This window comes from Rhodospirillum sp. A1_3_36, assembly GCF_047263945.1.
Lineage (GTDB): Bacteria > Pseudomonadota > Alphaproteobacteria > Rhodospirillales > Rhodospirillaceae > Rhodospirillum.
In genome coordinates this window covers 176,158-193,216 of the sequence record NZ_JBLAVB010000002.1, presented here as the reverse complement: position 1 = coordinate 193,216, position 17,059 = coordinate 176,158, and the positions used below count along the sequence as shown (strand labels likewise).

Genomic DNA, 17,059 nt, shown 5'->3' with positions numbered 1-17,059 from the left:
CGCGGGGTTCCTTGGTCAAAATCATGCTGGATCGAAGACCAACGAGGGTTGAAAGGAAGGAACCCAGGAATGAGTGAACGGGAGTCGATGGAATTTGACGTGGTGATCGTCGGCGGTGGCCCCTCGGGCTTGGCCACAGCGATTCGCCTGCGCCAATTGGCGGAAAAGAACGGGAAGGACTGCTCGGTCTGCGTCCTTGAAAAGGGATCGGAAATCGGTGCCCATATTCTATCGGGCGCGGTGATCGAAACCCGTGCCCTGGACGAGTTGATTCCAGATTGGAAGGACAAGGGTGCTCCCCTGACCGTGGAAGCCTCGGGCGATGTCTTCTGGTACCTGACGGAACCGAACCATATCCGTCTGCCCACACCGCCGCAGATGCACAACAAGGGCAATTACATTGTCAGCTTGGGAAATGTGTGCCGCTGGCTGGCCGAACAGGCTGAAGCCCTGGGCGTGGAGGTCTATCCGGGCTTCGCTGCGGCCGAGGTCCTGTATGACGAGTCCGGCGCTGTGGCCGGTGTCGCCACCGGTGACATGGGGTTGGATAAGAATGGTGAGAAAACGGCGGCCTACGAGCCGGGGGTGGAACTGCGCGCCAAGGTCACCGTCTTTGCTGAAGGGTGCCGGGGCTCGCTGACCAAGGAGCTCCAGGCCAAATTTGACCTGCGCAAGGATGCCCAGCCCCAGACCTATGGCATCGGTATCAAGGAACTGTGGGAGGTTCCGGCCGAGAACCATGAGCAGGGCCGGATCATCCATACCGTGGGATGGCCCCTGAAACAGGACACCTACGGCGGGTCCTTCATGTACCACCTGGATAACAACCAGATTGCCATCGGTTTCGTGGTCGGCCTGGATTATGCCAACCCCTGGCTTTCCCCCTTCGAGGAATTTCAGCGGTTCAAGACTCACCCCTCCATTGCGCCCTTTCTGAAGGGTGGGCGGCGTATCGCCTATGGCGCCCGGGCCCTGTCCGAGGGAGGATTTCAGTCCATCCCGGCCCTGTCCTTTCCTGGGGGCGTGCTGGTGGGCGATACGGCGGGCTTCCTGAATGTCCCCAAAATCAAGGGCACCCATACGGCCATGAAATCGGGCATGGTCGCCGCAGAGGCGGTCTTCGATCATCTGGCTGCGGACAAGTCCGGCCCCGTCGCCGATTACCGGGACCGTCTGTCCGAGACCTGGGTTTGGCGGGAACTGAAGAAGGTTCGGAATATTCGTCCGTCCTTCAAGTTCGGTCTGTTGATGGGGATTGCCTATTCCGCGCTGGAAACCTTCTTGCTGCGCGGCTACGCCCCTTGGACTCTGGCCCATCATGAGGATCACAGCAGTCTGAAAAAAGCCAATGCGGCAAAGAAGATTACCTATCCCAAACCCGATGGGGTGCTGAGCTTTGACAGGCTGTCCTCGGTCTACATCTCCAACACCAACCATGCCGAGGATCAGCCTTGTCACCTGACCCTGAAGGATCCGTCGGTTCCTGTGTCGGTGAACCTGGCCGAATACGGTGGCCCGGAAGCCAGATTCTGTCCGGCTGGCGTCTATGAGTTCGTGGAGGATGAGGTCAAGGGCGGAGAGAGGCTGCAAATCAACGCCCAGAACTGCGTCCACTGCAAGACATGTGACATCAAGGATCCGACCCAAAACATCAACTGGGTGGTGCCTCAGGGTGGAGATGGTCCGAACTATCCGAATATGTGATTGTTCACCCTATATGGGGTAAAGAGTGCATGAACACGCGATGTCGCCTCGGCATTCCATGGGATCCACGGCGCATCGCGCGTTCGCTTTTGAGACTTTGAGTGGGATGGGGTGGAAAACCGGTATCCACTTTTCCTGATCCCGCTTTATTGTATCTCCGTTGAATAACGGGTGTGGGACCTTCGATGGGGTCCCGCTTTTCCATCCAGGCTAGGCGAGGACAAGGGTATGCAGTTTCATTGGCGGGGTCCAAAGTCGACATTTCTTGGGACGGCGCTGGCCCTGTCTGTGGCGGTTCTTCCTGCGGGATGTGCCGTCGGTGGCCAGGATCTGGCGGTCCAGCCGTCTGCAGAAGACACCGGCTTCTCGTCCCTGGGAAACTACCTCTCCGCCCGCCACGCGGAAGCTGTGGGGGACACCAAGGCCGCAGCGACCTTCTACAGGCTCGCCCTTGAGGACGATCCAGACAACATTGATCTGTTGCGGCGGGCCTATTTCTTTTCGACTGTGGAGGGCGACGTCTCTGGCGCGGCGCCCCTGGCCGCCCGTCTGATGGTCTTGGATCCCGGTGCGTCCATTGCCTCGCTGGTCGTCTCTGCTGACTTGGCAAAGCAAGGGCAGTTCGACGATTTGGCGACTCTGGTCGGCAAAACCGCACAACAGGGGTTGAATGGTTTTCTGAACCCGGTTCTGGAGGCCTGGGCCAAGGCCGGAGCGGGGGACTATGAGGGCGCTATCGCGGCCCTGAATGGTTTGGACGCAAACCCCGGTTATCTCACTCTAAAAACCCAGCACGCGGCCCTTATCGCCGAGATGATGGGTAAGGATAAGGATGCCGAGACCTTCTTCCAAAGCTATCTGAAATCCGGCGATCAACCCTCCCTTCGGGGGATTCAATTGGCGGGGGGGTATCTGGTGCGTCACGGGCGGGCCGCAGAAGCCCGCGAGTTGGCCGCAAATTACGCAACCCGCTTTCCCAATAGCCTGCTGCTGGCCGATGCCATCGTTGGCTTTGGCGAGGGAGAGGATCCTCCCCCCCTGGAAGTGACGAATGCCGCGCAGGGGATGGCCGAGTTGCATTACGGCACGGCAGCCCTGCTTGCGGAAAGCGATCTTCAGACGGCGACCATGTTTGTCCGCTTGGCCTTGCACCTGCGGCCAGACTTTCCCCTGGCCCAGTTGCTTCTCGGTCAATTGATGGCCGCGCAGGAGCGGTATGACGAGGCCATTGCCGCATACCGGTCCGTGGACCACCGGGAGAGCCTGAAATTGGCGGCCTCCCTGGCTGAAGCGGAAACCCAAGGCGCGGCGGGGCATTTGGATGAAGCCATCGCACTTTATTCCAAAATCGCCGACAGTCGACCCGACAGATTGGATGCCCTGGTCGAGCTGGGCGACCTGCTGCGCCGGGAAGAGCGTTTTGAGGAGGCCGCAGCCGTTTATACCCGGGCCATCAAGCGCCTAGGAACACCGGACGCGCGGCACTGGACTCTGTTCTTCGGGCGGGGGGTCTCCAACGAGCGGACCGAGCGGTGGGCCCAGGCCGAGAGCGATTTCCTGAAAGCTTTGGAGCTTAGCCCTGAGCAACCCTTCGTGCTGAACTATCTGGGATATTCTTGGGTTGATCAGGGAATTAACGTGGAACGGGCGAAGGATCTGATCGAACGGGCCGTGGCTCAGCGGCCAAAGGACGGGTATATCATCGACAGCCTGGGGTGGGTTCACTATCGTCTGGGCGAATACGATGAAGCCGTGACTACCCTGGAGCGGGCCATCCGGGAAACGCCTGACGATCCCACCATCAATGATCACTTGGGGGATGCCTATTGGATGGTTGGTCGCCGTTTGGAAGCGCGCTTCCAGTGGGAACGGGCCCTGGACCTGTCGAAGGACGCGGAGCTGTCGGCGAACTTGCAGAAGAAACTCGACACGGGGTTGACCGCCCCCAAACCGGTTTCTTCCAAGACCGCTGCCGGGAAAAAAGGGCGGTGACCGTCTTCACTCCCTCCGACAAGGCCGTGATCGAGGCTGCTCCGGCCAAGGTTAACTTGACCCTGCATGTGACGGGAAAACGCCCCGATGGCTACCATGAGCTAGAAAGCCTCGTGGTTTTTTCGGGCGTTCACGACACCCTGATCGCGGAACCGGCAGAGGACTTTTCCCTATCGATCACGGGGCCCAATGCTCAGGGATTGGAAGGGGAGGGGGACAATATCATCAGCCGCGCCGCCCACCGGCTTGCTGACCTCACGGGGAAGCGTGTCTGCGCCCGTTTGATTCTGATCAAGCGCCTGCCCGTTGCTGCGGGGATTGGTGGGGGATCGGCCGATGCCGCCGCAACGCTGCGTGCCTTGAACCGCCTTTGGGGCCTGGATCGTGCCCTTGGCGCTTATATGGAGCTGGCCCGAGGTCTGGGGGCGGACGTGCCGGTCTGCTTGCGGGGCGAAGCCGTGACCATGGCGGGGATCGGCGAAATTCTGACTCCAGCGCCCGTTCTGCCACCAACTTGGCTGCTTTTGGTCAATCCCATGAAACCGGTCTCCACGCCTGCGGTGTTCAAGGCGCGAAGGGCGGGCTTTTCTGCGGCCAATCCTCTGGTAGAGGAGCCCGAGGACGGGGGCGCCTTCGCCGCTGCCCTTGCACTCCGGACCAACGACCTCGCTGATCCGGCTCGCCTTGTGGAGCCAGAGATTTCCGATGTCCTGACTGCGATAGAGGATGCGCCCGGCTGTCTCCTGTCTCGTATGTCGGGGAGTGGCGCCACTTGCTTCGGTTTGTTCGCCGATGCCGAAAGCTGCGCCGAGGCAGCTCGCACGCTTGGGGAAGAGAAGTCGGGATGGTGGGTGTCCGCTGCACCTCTCGTCACCCAAACCTCAGAAATTCAACCCTCTCTTAATTTAAGCAGGTAAAGCCGCCTGGCTTCACCTATGAAAATTTGGAAAACCTGCCATTCCAAGAATGCATGGCAGGTGGTTTTGTTGGTCGGCTCCTTTTCGCAATGCGTCATAATAGATTGATTTATATGACGAAAGTCTTGGTCGAGATTGCTTGGCGAGGGCGGGGCTTTGCGGCTCTCATATGGTATAGAACGAGGGTACATTCTTTTTGTTGTGATTACTCATAGCTAAAAAGATGTGTTGCGTTTTTGGAAACCGCTCTGTCTACCTATAACGCATTGGAAAGAACGCTTTATAAATTTTAGAGTCCCCCGTTTCAGGACCATCGAATCGAACCGAAAAACCTCCGTTTCATTCTGCATCGCATTGTGCCTGTCTAATTGCCATTTCATTATATTCAGCTGACCGCACTGACCTTTCATAATGCAATAATAAATTACTAAAAATCAGAAAAGAGTAAGTGAGGGTCATTTAAAAATGACGTCTATCAATTTATGAGACAATTTGTTCTCACGGAATACGTGCTCTTGCGTCTCTGTTTGAAAATGGTACTTAGTATGTAGGGCCATGGATCGACATTGAATCAAGTCGGTTCAAGTCCCTGGGGCTGGTATTAGAAATGCGGTTAAAGATAGGAGTGTCTTTAACTAAAAAAGGTGAAGGCGTGTTTCTACGAAGTTCTGAATAAATTGAAGCCACTCCTCATTTTTCATTTTTGAGACTCTTCAATCGCATTGCGATTTGGGATCGAGGGCCAGGATGATGTACCAAGCAAGTCTCATATCGTCATTGTTGAAGCCAGATGTGAAGCTCACCGATGATCTCCGAGAAATTCGTCCATTCGTTGAAAGCGTTATTGACGATCTCCTCGAAGATTTCTACGGAGGGGTTAAAGCGTCGCCGGAACTTTATGGTTTATTCGGATCCGAAGCCTCACTCGCCCGGGCTCGTGCGGCACAGCGGAACCATTGGCTGAATGTCTTGTTTCAAGGCGACTGGCAAGCCCACGGTGAGCAGGCCGAGCGTATCGGTAAGGCTCATGTCCTTCGTGGGGTGACGCCAAATATCTACTTCGCGGCCTATGCCCATGTCCTCTGTGGTTTGTCCGATCGGATGGCACGCGCCAAATTTAAGAACGCGGAGAATCTCGCGCGTGGTTTAAATGCCTCTATTCGCGCGATCTACCTCGACATGCTCACTGTGCTGGATGTGTATTTTCACGAGGAAAAAGAGAAGGCGCGTCAAGCCATTCGCGGCCATGCAGATCAATTCCAGGGTACGGTTTTGACGGTGACCCATGACCTGGATGAAAGTGGCGAAGCGCTTGATATTCAGGCTCAGGAGATGTCCCGCGACGCTTCGGCATTGGATCGGCGTTTGGATGATTTGGAGAGAAGCGCCACGGAAACGTCTGTTTCGATGGAAACTGTTGCAGGGGCGACGGAAGAAATATCGGCGTCCATGCGGGAGGTTTCGAAGCAGAATATGCATGCTGCGACAGTGGCTCGGGCGGCCACTGATCGGGCGGCCGGTTTGGAAGTGGTCGTGACTCGCTTGACCAAAGCGACAGAAGGAATTGCCGAGGCGACGGTGATGATCGACCAAATCGCCCGTCAGACACGCCTTTTGGCCCTGAACGCGACGATCGAAGCCGCGCGGGCCGGTGTGGCGGGCAAGGGATTCGCCGTGGTTGCGGGCGAGGTCAAGACCCTGGCTCACCAGACGGCTAGCGGTACTGTCCGAGTGCAAGAGCGCGTCACGCAGGTTCGTGACGCCGTGAGCGAAGCGGCAGAGGCAATCGGGTCCATTGCGGAAACTGTACGGGAGTTGGATGGGATCACCGATCAAGTGGCCGCTGCCGTCCATGAGCAACAGGCCGCTCAAGAGGAAATCGCGCGCAATCTCGACCAAGTTGTGTCGGCGACCACGGAGGTGACACGGGCGATTGGGGATGCGCGGGGTCTCTCCAGAAGCGCGTCGGAACGTGTTTCGGTCGTCGGTGCGGCTGCAGAAGGACTGCGCACGCGGCTTGGCGGGCTCAAAGAGAACGCTACGAGCTTTCTCAGCGCAGTTCTCGCGCAGACCAAATAGGCGTTTTTCACCTGCAGGGCCAAATTTTTTTGAAAAGTTTGGCTTTCCGAAGCAAGAAGGTCGCATCTCCCTCTTGCTCCGCAGATCATTTGCTTTTATGGTCCCGGTCTTCCGCGATTGGGGCGTAGCCAAGCGGTAAGGCAGCGGTTTTTGGTACCGCCATTCGCAGGTTCGATCCCTGCCGCCCCAGCCACCTCTTCAAGACCGTTTGGTCTTCTTCCAAGCCATTCGACTTTCTCTGTCGCAGCGGTTTCGCGCGGCGTCGGTTAAAGGGTCTTCGAGGCCAAGTTGGACCATGAAACACGGTACACAACAGTGTTTCGTCTTTTTTGGGCGATTGCCCAAGCCCATTTGGGGGCAGACGCCCCCTATCCTCCCCTTTCTTTAGAGCAAATCCTGAGCAATCCGGAACAGATTGCCACGGGCGGAACGCACGCCGCAGGCGTGACGATTTGCTTCAATGTCAGAGGCTTATACCAAGCGGCGCGGGTTGAAACCCACGCCGCTCTTCTTGCGTTCAAACGCCAGGCGGGCTTTTACGCGCCATAAGGCGCGGCGGCCACTTGGCCGCTTCCAAGGTGCGGTGAGGCAAACTCACCGCACCTTGGTATTAGGGCATGTCGCGTGAATCACATGTCACGCGACATGCTCTAACCCGGGGTCTGGGGCCTTTCGGCCCCAGTGGGGGACGGGGCAAAGCCCCGTGACGGGAAAGGACCAGCTGTGGTGTACTGTTGTGCCCATGAAATGGCCCAACTTGGCCTCGGAGCACTCTAGCGATCCCATACGGATTGGGGTGTTGCCCGAAGCCAGGCGAAGGTGCGCTCCATTCCCTCGGCGAGACTGGTCTTCGCGGTGAAGCCCAGTTCCGTTTGGGCGCGACCGGTTTCGAACAACAGGATGGGCACGGTGCTCGGTTTGGTGGGGTCGCAATAAACCTCTGCCTCGTGGCCTTCGATTTCCATGGCTTTGTGCAGAATATCGAGCACGGTGATCCCGGTGCCACTGGCGATATTGACTTCCAAATAGGGCTTGGCAACGCGAGCGGCGCGGACCACGCCTTCGATGAAGTCATCGACAAAAATCACATCCCGAACGTCTTTCCCCGTACCCCAGACCTCGATGGGGTTCTGGCGCTCGAAAACCTTGCGGATTTGCGCGGCGGTAACGTGGGAGGTCTTCCAGCCGAATTTATCCCCGGGGCCATATACATTGGCCGGCCGGATGACGACTGTGGACATGGGCGCTTTGGGGATCTTCTCCGCGTAGGTGCGACAGAGAGTTTCCGTGTAGCGCTTCATCCACCCCACCGCGAAATAGGTGTCAAAGGGCGGGGCGGAAAAGGCGTCTTCTTCCTTCACAGGAACGCCTTTGGTGTCGGGGTACACACTCCCTGTGGATAGGAACACGACCCGTTTTACGCCCGCGTTATGGGCGGCTTCCAGCAAAAGGGTGTTGATCAGGACGTTGGGCGTTACATGGCTGAGGGGGGAGCCGGTGATCACTGCGGCGCCGGACGTATGCGCGGCGCAAAGGAACACCGTATCGATGCCCTGGACGACGCGCTCGCAAACCGCTGCATCCCGCAAGTCGGCCTGAACCCACTCCACTCCCGCAGGCGGGTCGTGGGGCTGTCGGCTCCGCCAGGTCGCGCGGATCGGTCCTACGCCATCTCGGGCCAGTCGGGCGACCAGATTTGATCCTAGGAAACCGCTGCCGCCGGCGACCAGCACCGCACCCATGTCTTCAAAGGAAGTCATCATTCCAGTCCTTCGTCTCGGCGCGATAGGATCGGCGCCTTAATGGGCCACCAGAAATCGAACTCCGGATCATTCCAGAGAATGGTGAACTGGCCAGCCCGGTTGTAATGGGTATTTTGCTTGTAATGGAAAATGGCCGTGTCGCTGAGGACGACATGCCCATTTCCGTGCTTGGGAGGGATCAGGACCTGTCTCCGATTGGAGTCGGACAGGGTGAAGCCTTCCCACTTTCGGTAGGTTGGGGAGTCCGGATCCATGTCCACCACCAGAAGGTAAAACTTCCCCGATAGGCAGGAGATCAGCTTCCAGGTTTCCTGGTCCCCGTGGATGCCGCGTAACACATGGCGGGTTGAGGTGGAAATGTCGTCCTGCAGGAAGTCCACGGTGATCCCAGCCTCGCGGTAGAGGTCGCGGTTGTAGATCTCCACATAGGAGCCCCGAAAGTCCTCGAAATTGGTGGGCGGGGTGATGCTCTTCACCCCAGACAGCGTGGTGCTTTCGACATTCATTTCCGCAGTCCCCGGCGCGGCTTGGTGGGAATGGAAAAGGACTCGTCCTGGTACAGACCGCGCATGCGCTCCACCGCTGCCGATGAAAGTGGCGGCAACACAGAGGCCGCGTCCGCGTTTTCGTCCACTTCGCTGGGCGAGAGCATGCCGGGAATGGCGCTGCACATGGCCTTGTGCCACAGGCAGAAGCGCAGGGCGATTTGGGCTTGGGTTCCCCCGGCATCGATGCGGGCTGCGTCAACCATGGCGCGGCCCTCGGCGATCCATTTCGCCTTGATCTCCTCGCTCCACTTCGCCCGGTGATCGCCCTCGGGGAAGAGGCTCGAGGTATCCAGGCTTCCGGCCAGGAAACCGAAACAAAGGGGGGTGCGGGCGATCAGGGAGCAGCCTGCCTCCCAGGCGGCATCCAGAAGGCCAAGTCCGTCGCACCGCTGATCCACCAGGTTGAAGTTGACCAGCAATGCGTCGGGGGCGAGGCCTTTTAGGGCGGCCTCCCCATCGGCTGGGCGGGCCACGGAGGACCCGAAAGCGCGGATCTTGCCTTCCGCTTTCCACCGGTCGGCGAGGGCGCGCAGGTCATCCCCTTCGAGCATCCGCTCAGGGGGCGGGTTGTGGAGCAGGAACAGGTCGACGTGATCGGTCTTCAGGCGACGAAGGCTCTCCTCCAATCCCCGCTCCAGGGAGGGGATGCTGAAATCGAGGGGGTCTTCGTAGGTTTTGCACCCGCCCTTGGTGGTGATCACCAAGCCATCCCGTTTAGAACCGGCGAAGGCTTGCCCGACCAGCTCCTCGCTGTGTCCGGCGCCATAGACCGGGGCCGTGTCAAAGAACGTGATGCCCCGCTCCCGGGCCCGCTCCAGGGTGCGAAGGGATTGGGAGTCGTCGGTGGCGCCATAGGAGGTTTGGCCCGGTGTGCGCCCCCCGATGCCCCAACATCCGAAACCGATCTCCGAGACCATCAGGGGCGTTCGGCCCAAACGACGGAGGCGGATCCCTCCATCCGCCTGCGGTGTGCTATGCATAACTCGTCTCCATTTCTATTCCGAGCCCCGCCCAGGGATCTTGTCCTTGGGGTCGGCATCATTCCAAGGTTCGGCCTGCCCCCTGTCGCGTCGGTGGCCTGGACCACCGGAGTTCCCCAGTGGTCGCTTCGTTTTTCAACAAGACACCGGCGGAGTCCTTTATCCCTATTCGACCACGTAGTAGGAAACACGGGAGGCGTAGCGGTATTTTTTCAACCGAACATTGGGCAAGCCCACGGTTTCCATGACCGCGAGGGTTTCGCCGGGCGAGTCGGGGTCGTTCAATTCGTCGAAGGCGACAACGCTGCCCTTTGTCAGGCGGGGAGCGATCAACTCCATGACCTTTCGGGTCGGCTCGTAGATATCGAAATCGAAAAAGGCCAGGGCGATGATCGTCTCGGGGCGTTCCTTGAGATATCGGTCGACTTCGACGCTGGCATCCCCTTTGCGGATTTCGAACTTTTTGATGTGGTTGAGGGGGTTGAGTTCTTCATGAACGGTCAGGACCCGTTCCAGAAAGGCGTCATAGTTTTCCGCTGTGGAGAGGGCGCCCTTGAACATCATTTCATGGGCGCCGTCCTTTTCATGGAGCGATGGGAACCCTTCGAAGGTATCGAAGGCCACCAGCTTGCGATGGCGGTTGAAGGGGTCGTAGATCCCCCGCAGGGCGGCGAACAGGGCCATGTTCTGTCCCCAGCGGGTGCCAAATTCCATGATGCTGCCATGGACGTCGACGATCTGGCGGAACAGGTGATCCATCAATAAAATTCGCGATAAATTCTTTGATTCGATGAACAGGCCAATATTCTGAAGCAATTGATCGGAAGGAATAGGTGCGTCACGCAGGCAATTCAGCATGGCGTCGCGCTGACTGCTTTCGTGGTCCGAGGCCTGGGTGATAATTCCGCTCGGTTGCATTGGTGGAGTCTCCCGCCGGTTAGAGCATTTTGCGCAAAAATGGGCACCGGTCTTGCGCATAAAAATGCGATAAAACAAAACATTAGAGCATTTTTCCTGATTCATAAATCAGGCAAAATGCTCTAATAGCTCATCCCGCGTTCGCGCAGGTAGCTTTGAATGTTCATGATGTTGGATTGGATCTCAGCCCGGGTCAGAGGGGTGCCCCAGGAGGTTTCTTCTGCGTAGTCGAAGGGCAGGCCCACGTCTTCTTTTTCCCCAAATCGGTAAAGCAGGTGGGCATGTTTGGTCAGGTCGTCGTCGATATGGGCGATGCCATGGTCCTGGGGATTCCGATAGAAGGGGCTGCCCGGAACCGGGTCGAAGCCAGAGACAGCGACGAAATCCGGTTGGGTGTCTTCAAGGAAAGCGATGGTGTTGTCCAGGACCTGTTGAGATTCGCCAGGAAGTCCGAAGATCAGGCAAACCTTGACCTTGATGCCGTGCTTCTTGAGCACCTCGATATACCGTCTGTTGTTGTCGATACTCTTGGACGGTTTATTGGCCAGCACCAGGACCGCGTCTGAATCCACGCTTTCCAGGCCGAGCGCCACTTCCTTCAATCCGCTTTGGGCGGCCAAGGCGACGATGTCCTCATCTCCCATGGGCACCGTCTGCCCCCGCCAAATGACATCGGACTCGCCGATGGCTTCGATATAGGGGATCGCTTCGGAGCGTTTGACGGGAAGGCAGACTTCGTCGCGCAGGTTTACCCCCTGAACCCCGTAGGTGGACTTCAGGTAGGCGATTTCCGCGCGGATCTGATCCGGGGTCCGGTACTCGAACTTTCCGGGATTGTTATAGACGCAGAAATTGCACCGAAACGCACAGCCTCGGGAAAAATAGACACCTGTGCCAGGAACGCCGCCATACATTTGGAAATGCTTGTCGTTTACGACGCGGTCTGTGGGGATGAAATCCCGGCGGGCGTGGGAAAAGCTGCAAAATTGGTTCCGGGCCTGGGCTGGGGGACGGGGGGCGAGCGGGTGGCCAGCCAGGGCATCCTTGACCGCCTGCGTGAGCGTATCCTCAGCAGTGCCAGAGAGGATAACGTCGAAATGCTCGGCACATTGGTCCGGCATGTGGTCGACATGGGTGCCTCCGGCAATGTGCTTGGACCGGGGATAGGCTTGGCTCAGCTTGGCCCGGATATCATAGAGTTCGAAGGCATCCGCCGATTTCATGATCCAGTAGACGTACACGTCCCGTTCAGGCAGAGGGATTTCGGCGTCGTCACCCGGTGCCTTTCGCAGGTCGATCAGGTCGACCACGGCTTCCGGAAGGCGTTCGGACAATAGGGTCGCGTAGTACAGCTCCCACAGGGGTTGGAGCTTGATCGGGTCGATCCAGTAGTGCCAGCTGGGCACGACGAGAGCAACGCTAGCCATGATCGTTTCCTTCGCGGTGAGAAAGTGCTGTGTCCTGCGGCGTTTCTGGTCTGGCAGGATCACTGCCTTGGCCGTGATACCATTCCAGGGTACGCCGGAGTCCGGCGCGAAGCGAGAGCGCCGGGCGGAAGCCGAGTTCTTGGTTGGCCCGTCTGGTGTCAAAGCGGCGGCGCGACACTGTGCTTGGCTTGTCCAAACGATGGACGATGCGGGCGTTGCTGAAACCATCCAGTTCCAGAAGCATGTTCAGGCAGGCGTTAACGGAATGAGCCTCGCCCGCGCCGATGGTCCAGGCGCGATACCCCTGGACGGTTGCGAGTGCAAGGAGAGCGGCTCGGGCGACATCAGCGCCGTGGACCAGGTCCCGGGTCTGCTCACCGGTGCCCCAGATCTCGATTGGGGTCTCCCGATTGACCACTCGGCGGAGAATGGCCGGGAGGAAATGGGCGGTTTCATCATCGAAATGGTCGTATTCGCCGTAGATCAGGGTGGGGCGGATGACCGCGACATGCATGGAGCGGGGCAATCCTTTGGCAAACCAGTGGGCCTGAGTTTCGACAAAGCGTGCGACTTGGCCAAGTCCGGCCCATCCTGGCGGGGGGGCGCCGACGAAAAATTGATCCTCGTCCAGGGAGGTCTCCAAGGCAGGATAGCCGGTGGTCGAAGAAACCAGGAGACAGCGAGCGACTCCTTCCGTCCAGGCGGCTTCCAGGGCGTTGGTGGCGATACGCAAATTGGTCAGAACCGGTCCCACGGGGTCTCGGGCCAGGACCGGAGCGGAGGCAACGATCCCTGCGGCGATCACGGCGAAATCGGCGCCCTGCATGGCGGCTCGGGCCTGGTCCGGATCGGTCAAGTCCAGCGAAATGGGGGTGATATTGGGTGCTTGGATCCTTGGGGCACGGTGATGAACGACCGCGCGGACTTGGACACCGGGGCGGTTTGCCAAGGCGGACAGGAGATGGGAGCCCAGAAGGCCCGATGCCCCAAGGACGCTATACTGGCCCGGCATGATGGTGGTGTCGTCAGGCACGGATTCCGTCGCTCCAAATCTTGGCGGTAGTGTTAAATCAAGGTTAAACAGAATCCGTAAAGAAAATGGTAAAAATGGTTCATTCCCTTTCCTTATTCGCGTTAATCTGCGGCCAATTCACGTTAAACGGGGGAGTTTCATGGTTGAAAAGCATCTGACCGTTACCGATTTCGCTGATCTGTTCGGAACGGCAAGCACCAGTCTGCCCTCGGACATTCAGGATCGAATCCATGCCCGGTCCTGGCGATACCGCCCCCTTGATCGGGAAGAGCGCGATAAGGTGATCCTGGGTCTGCTGCAGCGGGTGGAACGGCGGGACTTTTCCATTGTCGAGAATCGGGACAAAAGCCGTTGGGAAAAGGGGTGGGCCGAGAACCTTTGCGCTTTTGAAGAGAGTGATGGCGATTTGGCCGCCTTGGCGCCCAAGTACTGGAAGGAGGGGCTTCCTTTGCGCCTGTGGGGCGATTTCGTTATGCCTCTTGACCCGGATTTTGAACCTGATTGGTTTCGCATCTTCACCCAGTGGTATTTCTCAACCTATTTGTCCGGGTTTGAAACCATTTTGGAGTTTGGGTCTGGTTCGGGGATCAATGTGCCCACCCTCGCGGCGATGTTTCCCGAAACGCGGGTTGTCGGATTGGACTGGGCCCAGTCGGCGGTGGATATCGTCAATGGTCTCCGCCGCCATTTCGGGGACCGGGTGGAAGGGCGACCGTTCGACTTTTTTGAACCAGACTATGACCTGGATATTCTGCCCGGCAGCGCCATTCTTACGGTTGGGGCCATTGAGCAAACGGGGACGGAATTTGCTCCATTTCTCAATTTTCTTTTGGAAAAAAGGCCGTCCAGAGTCGTGCATATCGAGCCGATCATTGAATGGTACGATCCCGGAAATTTAGTGGATTACACGGGGATCCGTTCCCAGGAGGTTCGGAACTTCTTGAAAGGATACCCGGAGGCCTTGAATGATTTGGAGCGGCAAGGGCGGATTCGGATTTTGAAAACAAAGCGGGCCAATTTTGGGAGTATTGCCCACGAAGGGTATTCGCAAATTATTTGGGAGCCTGTTTTTTCGGGGTCTTGAAAAGGGGGGCAATATTGGAGAGATCATCTTGCGCCTTTTAGAGGCCAACCCAAAAGTCATGCCGTGGCGTCAAAGGTTTCCGTTAGACCCGTGAAAACGGGCATCCAGGGTGGATTTCGGTGTCGGCGCTCAGACGTAGCAGATTACGATGAAATCAGGTCTGCCCGACCTCACAGTGCACGACAATAGATGTTTTCCCCCGTTACGGGGCTTTGCCCCGTCCCCCATTGGGGCCGAAAGGCCCCAGACCCCGGGTTCTAATTTGTAAAAGGAAAACGGGGGTTTGGGGGCATTTGCCCCCAAATGGGCTTGGGCAATCGCCCAAAAAAGACGAGCGTTTGGGTTAAAGCATAAGATCGGGACGTGGAATGGGAGCCTGCTGTTGGTTCAACGCTTCCTTTACCCCTAGGGCGTAAAAATGGTCAGAAGGTGTCGTCGATTCGACTACGGAACCTGAAGGCCTTTACGGGCATCGGTTCAATGGCCGTATGGATGGCAATTGGGTCTTTTCAGCAGCGTGGCCTTTGCTTGCGCCGATATTATATGGAATCATGGAGATCTCCATGCAGAACACCCGCCTCGCCCTCGATTCCAGCTCCGAGGAGTTGTTTCGCGCCGCTTTGATGATCCGCCGGGTCGAGGAGCGGATCTGCGACATTTACGCCTCGGACCGGATTCAGAGCCCCGTGCATTTGTCTATCGGGCAAGAAGCGGTCGCCGTGGGTGTTTGTGCCTGCCTGACCCCAGAAGACTGGTTGTTCTCCTCCTATCGAAGCCACGCCTATTATCTGGCCAAGGGGGGGGATCTGAAACGCATGTTTGCGGAACTCTGCGGAAAGGTTGATGGGGACGCCAAGGGCAAAGCGGGGTCCATGCACCTCACCGCCCCGGAGGTGGGACTGATGGGATCTTCCGCCGTGGTCGCGAGTACCCTGCCCCATGCGGTCGGCGCGGCCTTCGGTTTTCGCCGCCAGGCCAAGGGGGCCATCGTCGTTGTCACTTTCGGAGACGGGGCCACGGACGAAGGTGTCTTCCACGAGAGTATGAATGCCGCTGCCTTGTACAAGGTCCCGCTTCTGTTCCTATGCGAAGACAATGGCCTTGCTGTGCATAGTGAAAAGGGAGCACGGCAGAGCTATGACATTCCTACGCTGGCCTCCCAATACGGCATGCCTGTCACCGTCATCGAGGACGGTCATGACGTCGAGGTGGTTCGGGCCAAGGTCGCTGCTGAAGTGGCGCGACTCCGGGCGGGGGAGGGACCCCGGTTTGTCCTGGTTAAGACCTACCGCTATAAAGAGCATGTGGGACCGGGTGATGATTTCGATGCCGGGTACCGGGGAAGGGAAGCCTTCGACCGGTGGCGGGCTTTGGATCCCCTGCTGACCGACGGCGATACCCGGAATCGGTTGCTCCCGGGTGTGGAGGCCGATATCGACGCTGCCCTCGCCTTCGCTGAGGAGAGTCCCTGGCCCGGTCCGGAAGAGCTTTGCTCGGATGTCGACCGGCCTGATTTCACCTATGGCCCTCCCCTTACCTGGGCGCCCGGAAAAGCGGAAGCGATGACCTACCGCGAGGCTCTGTTCCGTTCCATGGATGGCGCCCTGCGCGACCATTCGGGAGCCTTCATCATGGGGCAGGGGGTGGACGACCATAAGGGGATCTTCGGCACCACCACCGGACTGCCAGAGACCTATGGCGCGGAGCGCTGTTTCGATACGCCCATCGCCGAGGAAGGGGTGGCGGGGATGGCCCTGGGGGCCTCCCTGACGGGGCTATACCCGATTCAAACCCACATCCGTGCCGATTTCATGCTGTTGGCCACCAACCAGATCATCAATCTGGCGGCTAAATATCGCTATATGTTCGGGGGCCGGTTCGAGGTGCCCCTGTTGATCCGCTCGGTTATCGGACGCAGTTGGGGGCAAGGCGCCCAGCACTCCCAAAGTCTACAATCCCTGTTCGCCCATATCCCGGGCCTCTGCGTCCTGATGCCAGCGGATAGCCAGTCCATCCTGGATAGCTATGAATACGCCGTCCGCCATTACCGGGGGCCGGTCATCGCCTTCGAGCATCGGCTGCTTTACGATTTGGCGTTTCAAACCGGCCCCGCGCTGGAGCAACGACATCCTTTTGGCGCCCGCCTGCTGCGCCGAGGTAAGGACGTGACCATCGTGGCCACGTCCATCATGGTTTTGGAAGCCCGTCGCGCTGCCGATCACCTGGCGGGCCAAGGGATCGACTGCGAGATTATCGATTTGAATTGCGTGTCCCATCCCGACGGGGGGATGGTGCTCGACAGTTTGCGCAAGACGGGCAAGCTTCTGGTCGCCGATACAAGTTGGCTGCCCTATGGGGTCTGTGCCGAGGTCTGCCGCTTGGTTTGCGAAACAGCGCCAGAGCTGCTTCGGGCTCCCGTCAAGACCCTGGGGATGGCTCCTGCCCCTTGCCCGACAGCCAAGGCTTTGGAAGATCTGTACTATCCGAATTTGACGACCCTTTGCGATGCCCTTGCCACATTGGTGATGGGTCAGGAGAAGCACGGTATCCCATTGCCCGAAGAGCGGTCGATGGCTGACATCTACAAGCGCTTCAAGGGGCCGTTCTAGATCAA

General features: G+C 58.4%; 12 protein-coding genes and 1 tRNA gene. 7 read left to right on the top strand and 6 right to left on the bottom strand.

The window, feature by feature from the left end; genetic code table 11:
* The first annotated feature begins 69 nt into the window (after positions 1-69).
* The 5 genes from ACLIRY_RS05480 to ACLIRY_RS05460 all read left to right on the top strand — a co-directional run bounded on the left by ACLIRY_RS05480 (position 70) and on the right by ACLIRY_RS05460 (position 6,885).
* Positions 70-1,704 (top strand): electron transfer flavoprotein-ubiquinone oxidoreductase, encoded by a 1,635-nt coding sequence (locus tag ACLIRY_RS05480; protein ID WP_413204352.1) that lies wholly within the window; start codon positions 70-72, stop codon positions 1,702-1,704.
* A gap of 228 nt (positions 1,705-1,932) precedes the next feature.
* Complete coding sequence (locus tag ACLIRY_RS05475) at positions 1,933-3,696, top strand: tetratricopeptide repeat protein (protein WP_413204351.1); 1,764 nt, start codon at positions 1,933-1,935, stop codon at positions 3,694-3,696.
* Positions 3,693-4,613: a 4-(cytidine 5'-diphospho)-2-C-methyl-D-erythritol kinase gene (locus ACLIRY_RS05470; RefSeq protein WP_413204350.1), complete on the top strand. Its 921-nt coding sequence runs from the start codon at positions 3,693-3,695 to the stop codon at positions 4,611-4,613. The genes ACLIRY_RS05475 and ACLIRY_RS05470 overlap by 4 nt, the downstream gene beginning before the upstream one ends.
* 747 nt (positions 4,614-5,360) lie before the next feature.
* On the top strand, positions 5,361-6,692 hold the full coding sequence (locus ACLIRY_RS05465) for a methyl-accepting chemotaxis protein (protein WP_413204349.1): 1,332 nt from the start codon (positions 5,361-5,363) through the stop codon (positions 6,690-6,692).
* Positions 6,693-6,810: 118 nt separating this feature from the next.
* Positions 6,811-6,885: transfer RNA gene (locus ACLIRY_RS05460), tRNA-Gln, on the top strand.
* A 580-nt stretch (positions 6,886-7,465) separates the two neighbouring features.
* Here ACLIRY_RS05460 and ACLIRY_RS05455 read toward each other — a convergent pair.
* The 6 genes from ACLIRY_RS05455 to ACLIRY_RS05430 form a co-directional block, all read right to left on the bottom strand.
* Positions 7,466-8,452, bottom strand: a complete 987-nt coding sequence (locus tag ACLIRY_RS05455; protein WP_413204348.1) for an NAD-dependent epimerase/dehydratase family protein — start codon at positions 8,450-8,452, stop codon at positions 7,466-7,468.
* Positions 8,452-8,961, bottom strand: coding sequence for a dTDP-4-dehydrorhamnose 3,5-epimerase family protein (locus ACLIRY_RS05450; RefSeq protein WP_413204347.1), 510 nt, complete (start codon positions 8,959-8,961; stop codon positions 8,452-8,454). The genes ACLIRY_RS05455 and ACLIRY_RS05450 overlap by 1 nt, the downstream gene beginning before the upstream one ends.
* Entirely contained in the window at positions 8,958-9,983 is a 1,026-nt protein-coding gene (locus tag ACLIRY_RS05445; RefSeq protein WP_413204346.1) for an aldo/keto reductase, read from the bottom strand. Before ACLIRY_RS05445 ends, ACLIRY_RS05450 begins: the two co-directional genes overlap by 4 nt.
* A gap of 165 nt (positions 9,984-10,148) precedes the next feature.
* Entirely contained in the window at positions 10,149-10,901 is a 753-nt protein-coding gene (locus ACLIRY_RS05440) for a crotonobetainyl-CoA--carnitine CoA-transferase (protein WP_413204345.1), read from the bottom strand.
* 122 nt (positions 10,902-11,023) lie between these two features.
* Complete coding sequence (locus tag ACLIRY_RS05435; protein WP_413204344.1) at positions 11,024-12,328, bottom strand: B12-binding domain-containing radical SAM protein; 1,305 nt, start codon at positions 12,326-12,328, stop codon at positions 11,024-11,026.
* A complete protein-coding gene (locus ACLIRY_RS05430; protein WP_413204343.1) occupies positions 12,321-13,361 on the bottom strand; it encodes an NAD-dependent epimerase/dehydratase family protein in 1,041 nt (346 codons plus the stop codon). The genes ACLIRY_RS05435 and ACLIRY_RS05430 overlap by 8 nt, the downstream gene beginning before the upstream one ends.
* 139 nt (positions 13,362-13,500) lie before the next feature.
* On the opposite strand from ACLIRY_RS05430, the gene ACLIRY_RS05425 reads away from it, so the two are divergent.
* Both ACLIRY_RS05425 and ACLIRY_RS05420 read left to right on the top strand, forming a co-directional pair.
* Positions 13,501-14,445 carry a class I SAM-dependent methyltransferase gene (locus ACLIRY_RS05425; protein ID WP_413204342.1) on the top strand — a complete coding sequence of 315 codons (945 nt, stop codon included), beginning with the start codon at positions 13,501-13,503 and terminating at the stop codon, positions 14,443-14,445.
* Positions 14,446-15,008: 563 nt separating this feature from the next.
* A complete protein-coding gene (locus ACLIRY_RS05420) occupies positions 15,009-17,054 on the top strand; it encodes a thiamine pyrophosphate-dependent enzyme (protein WP_413204341.1) in 2,046 nt (681 codons plus the stop codon).
* The last annotated feature ends 5 nt before the right edge of the window (positions 17,055-17,059 follow it).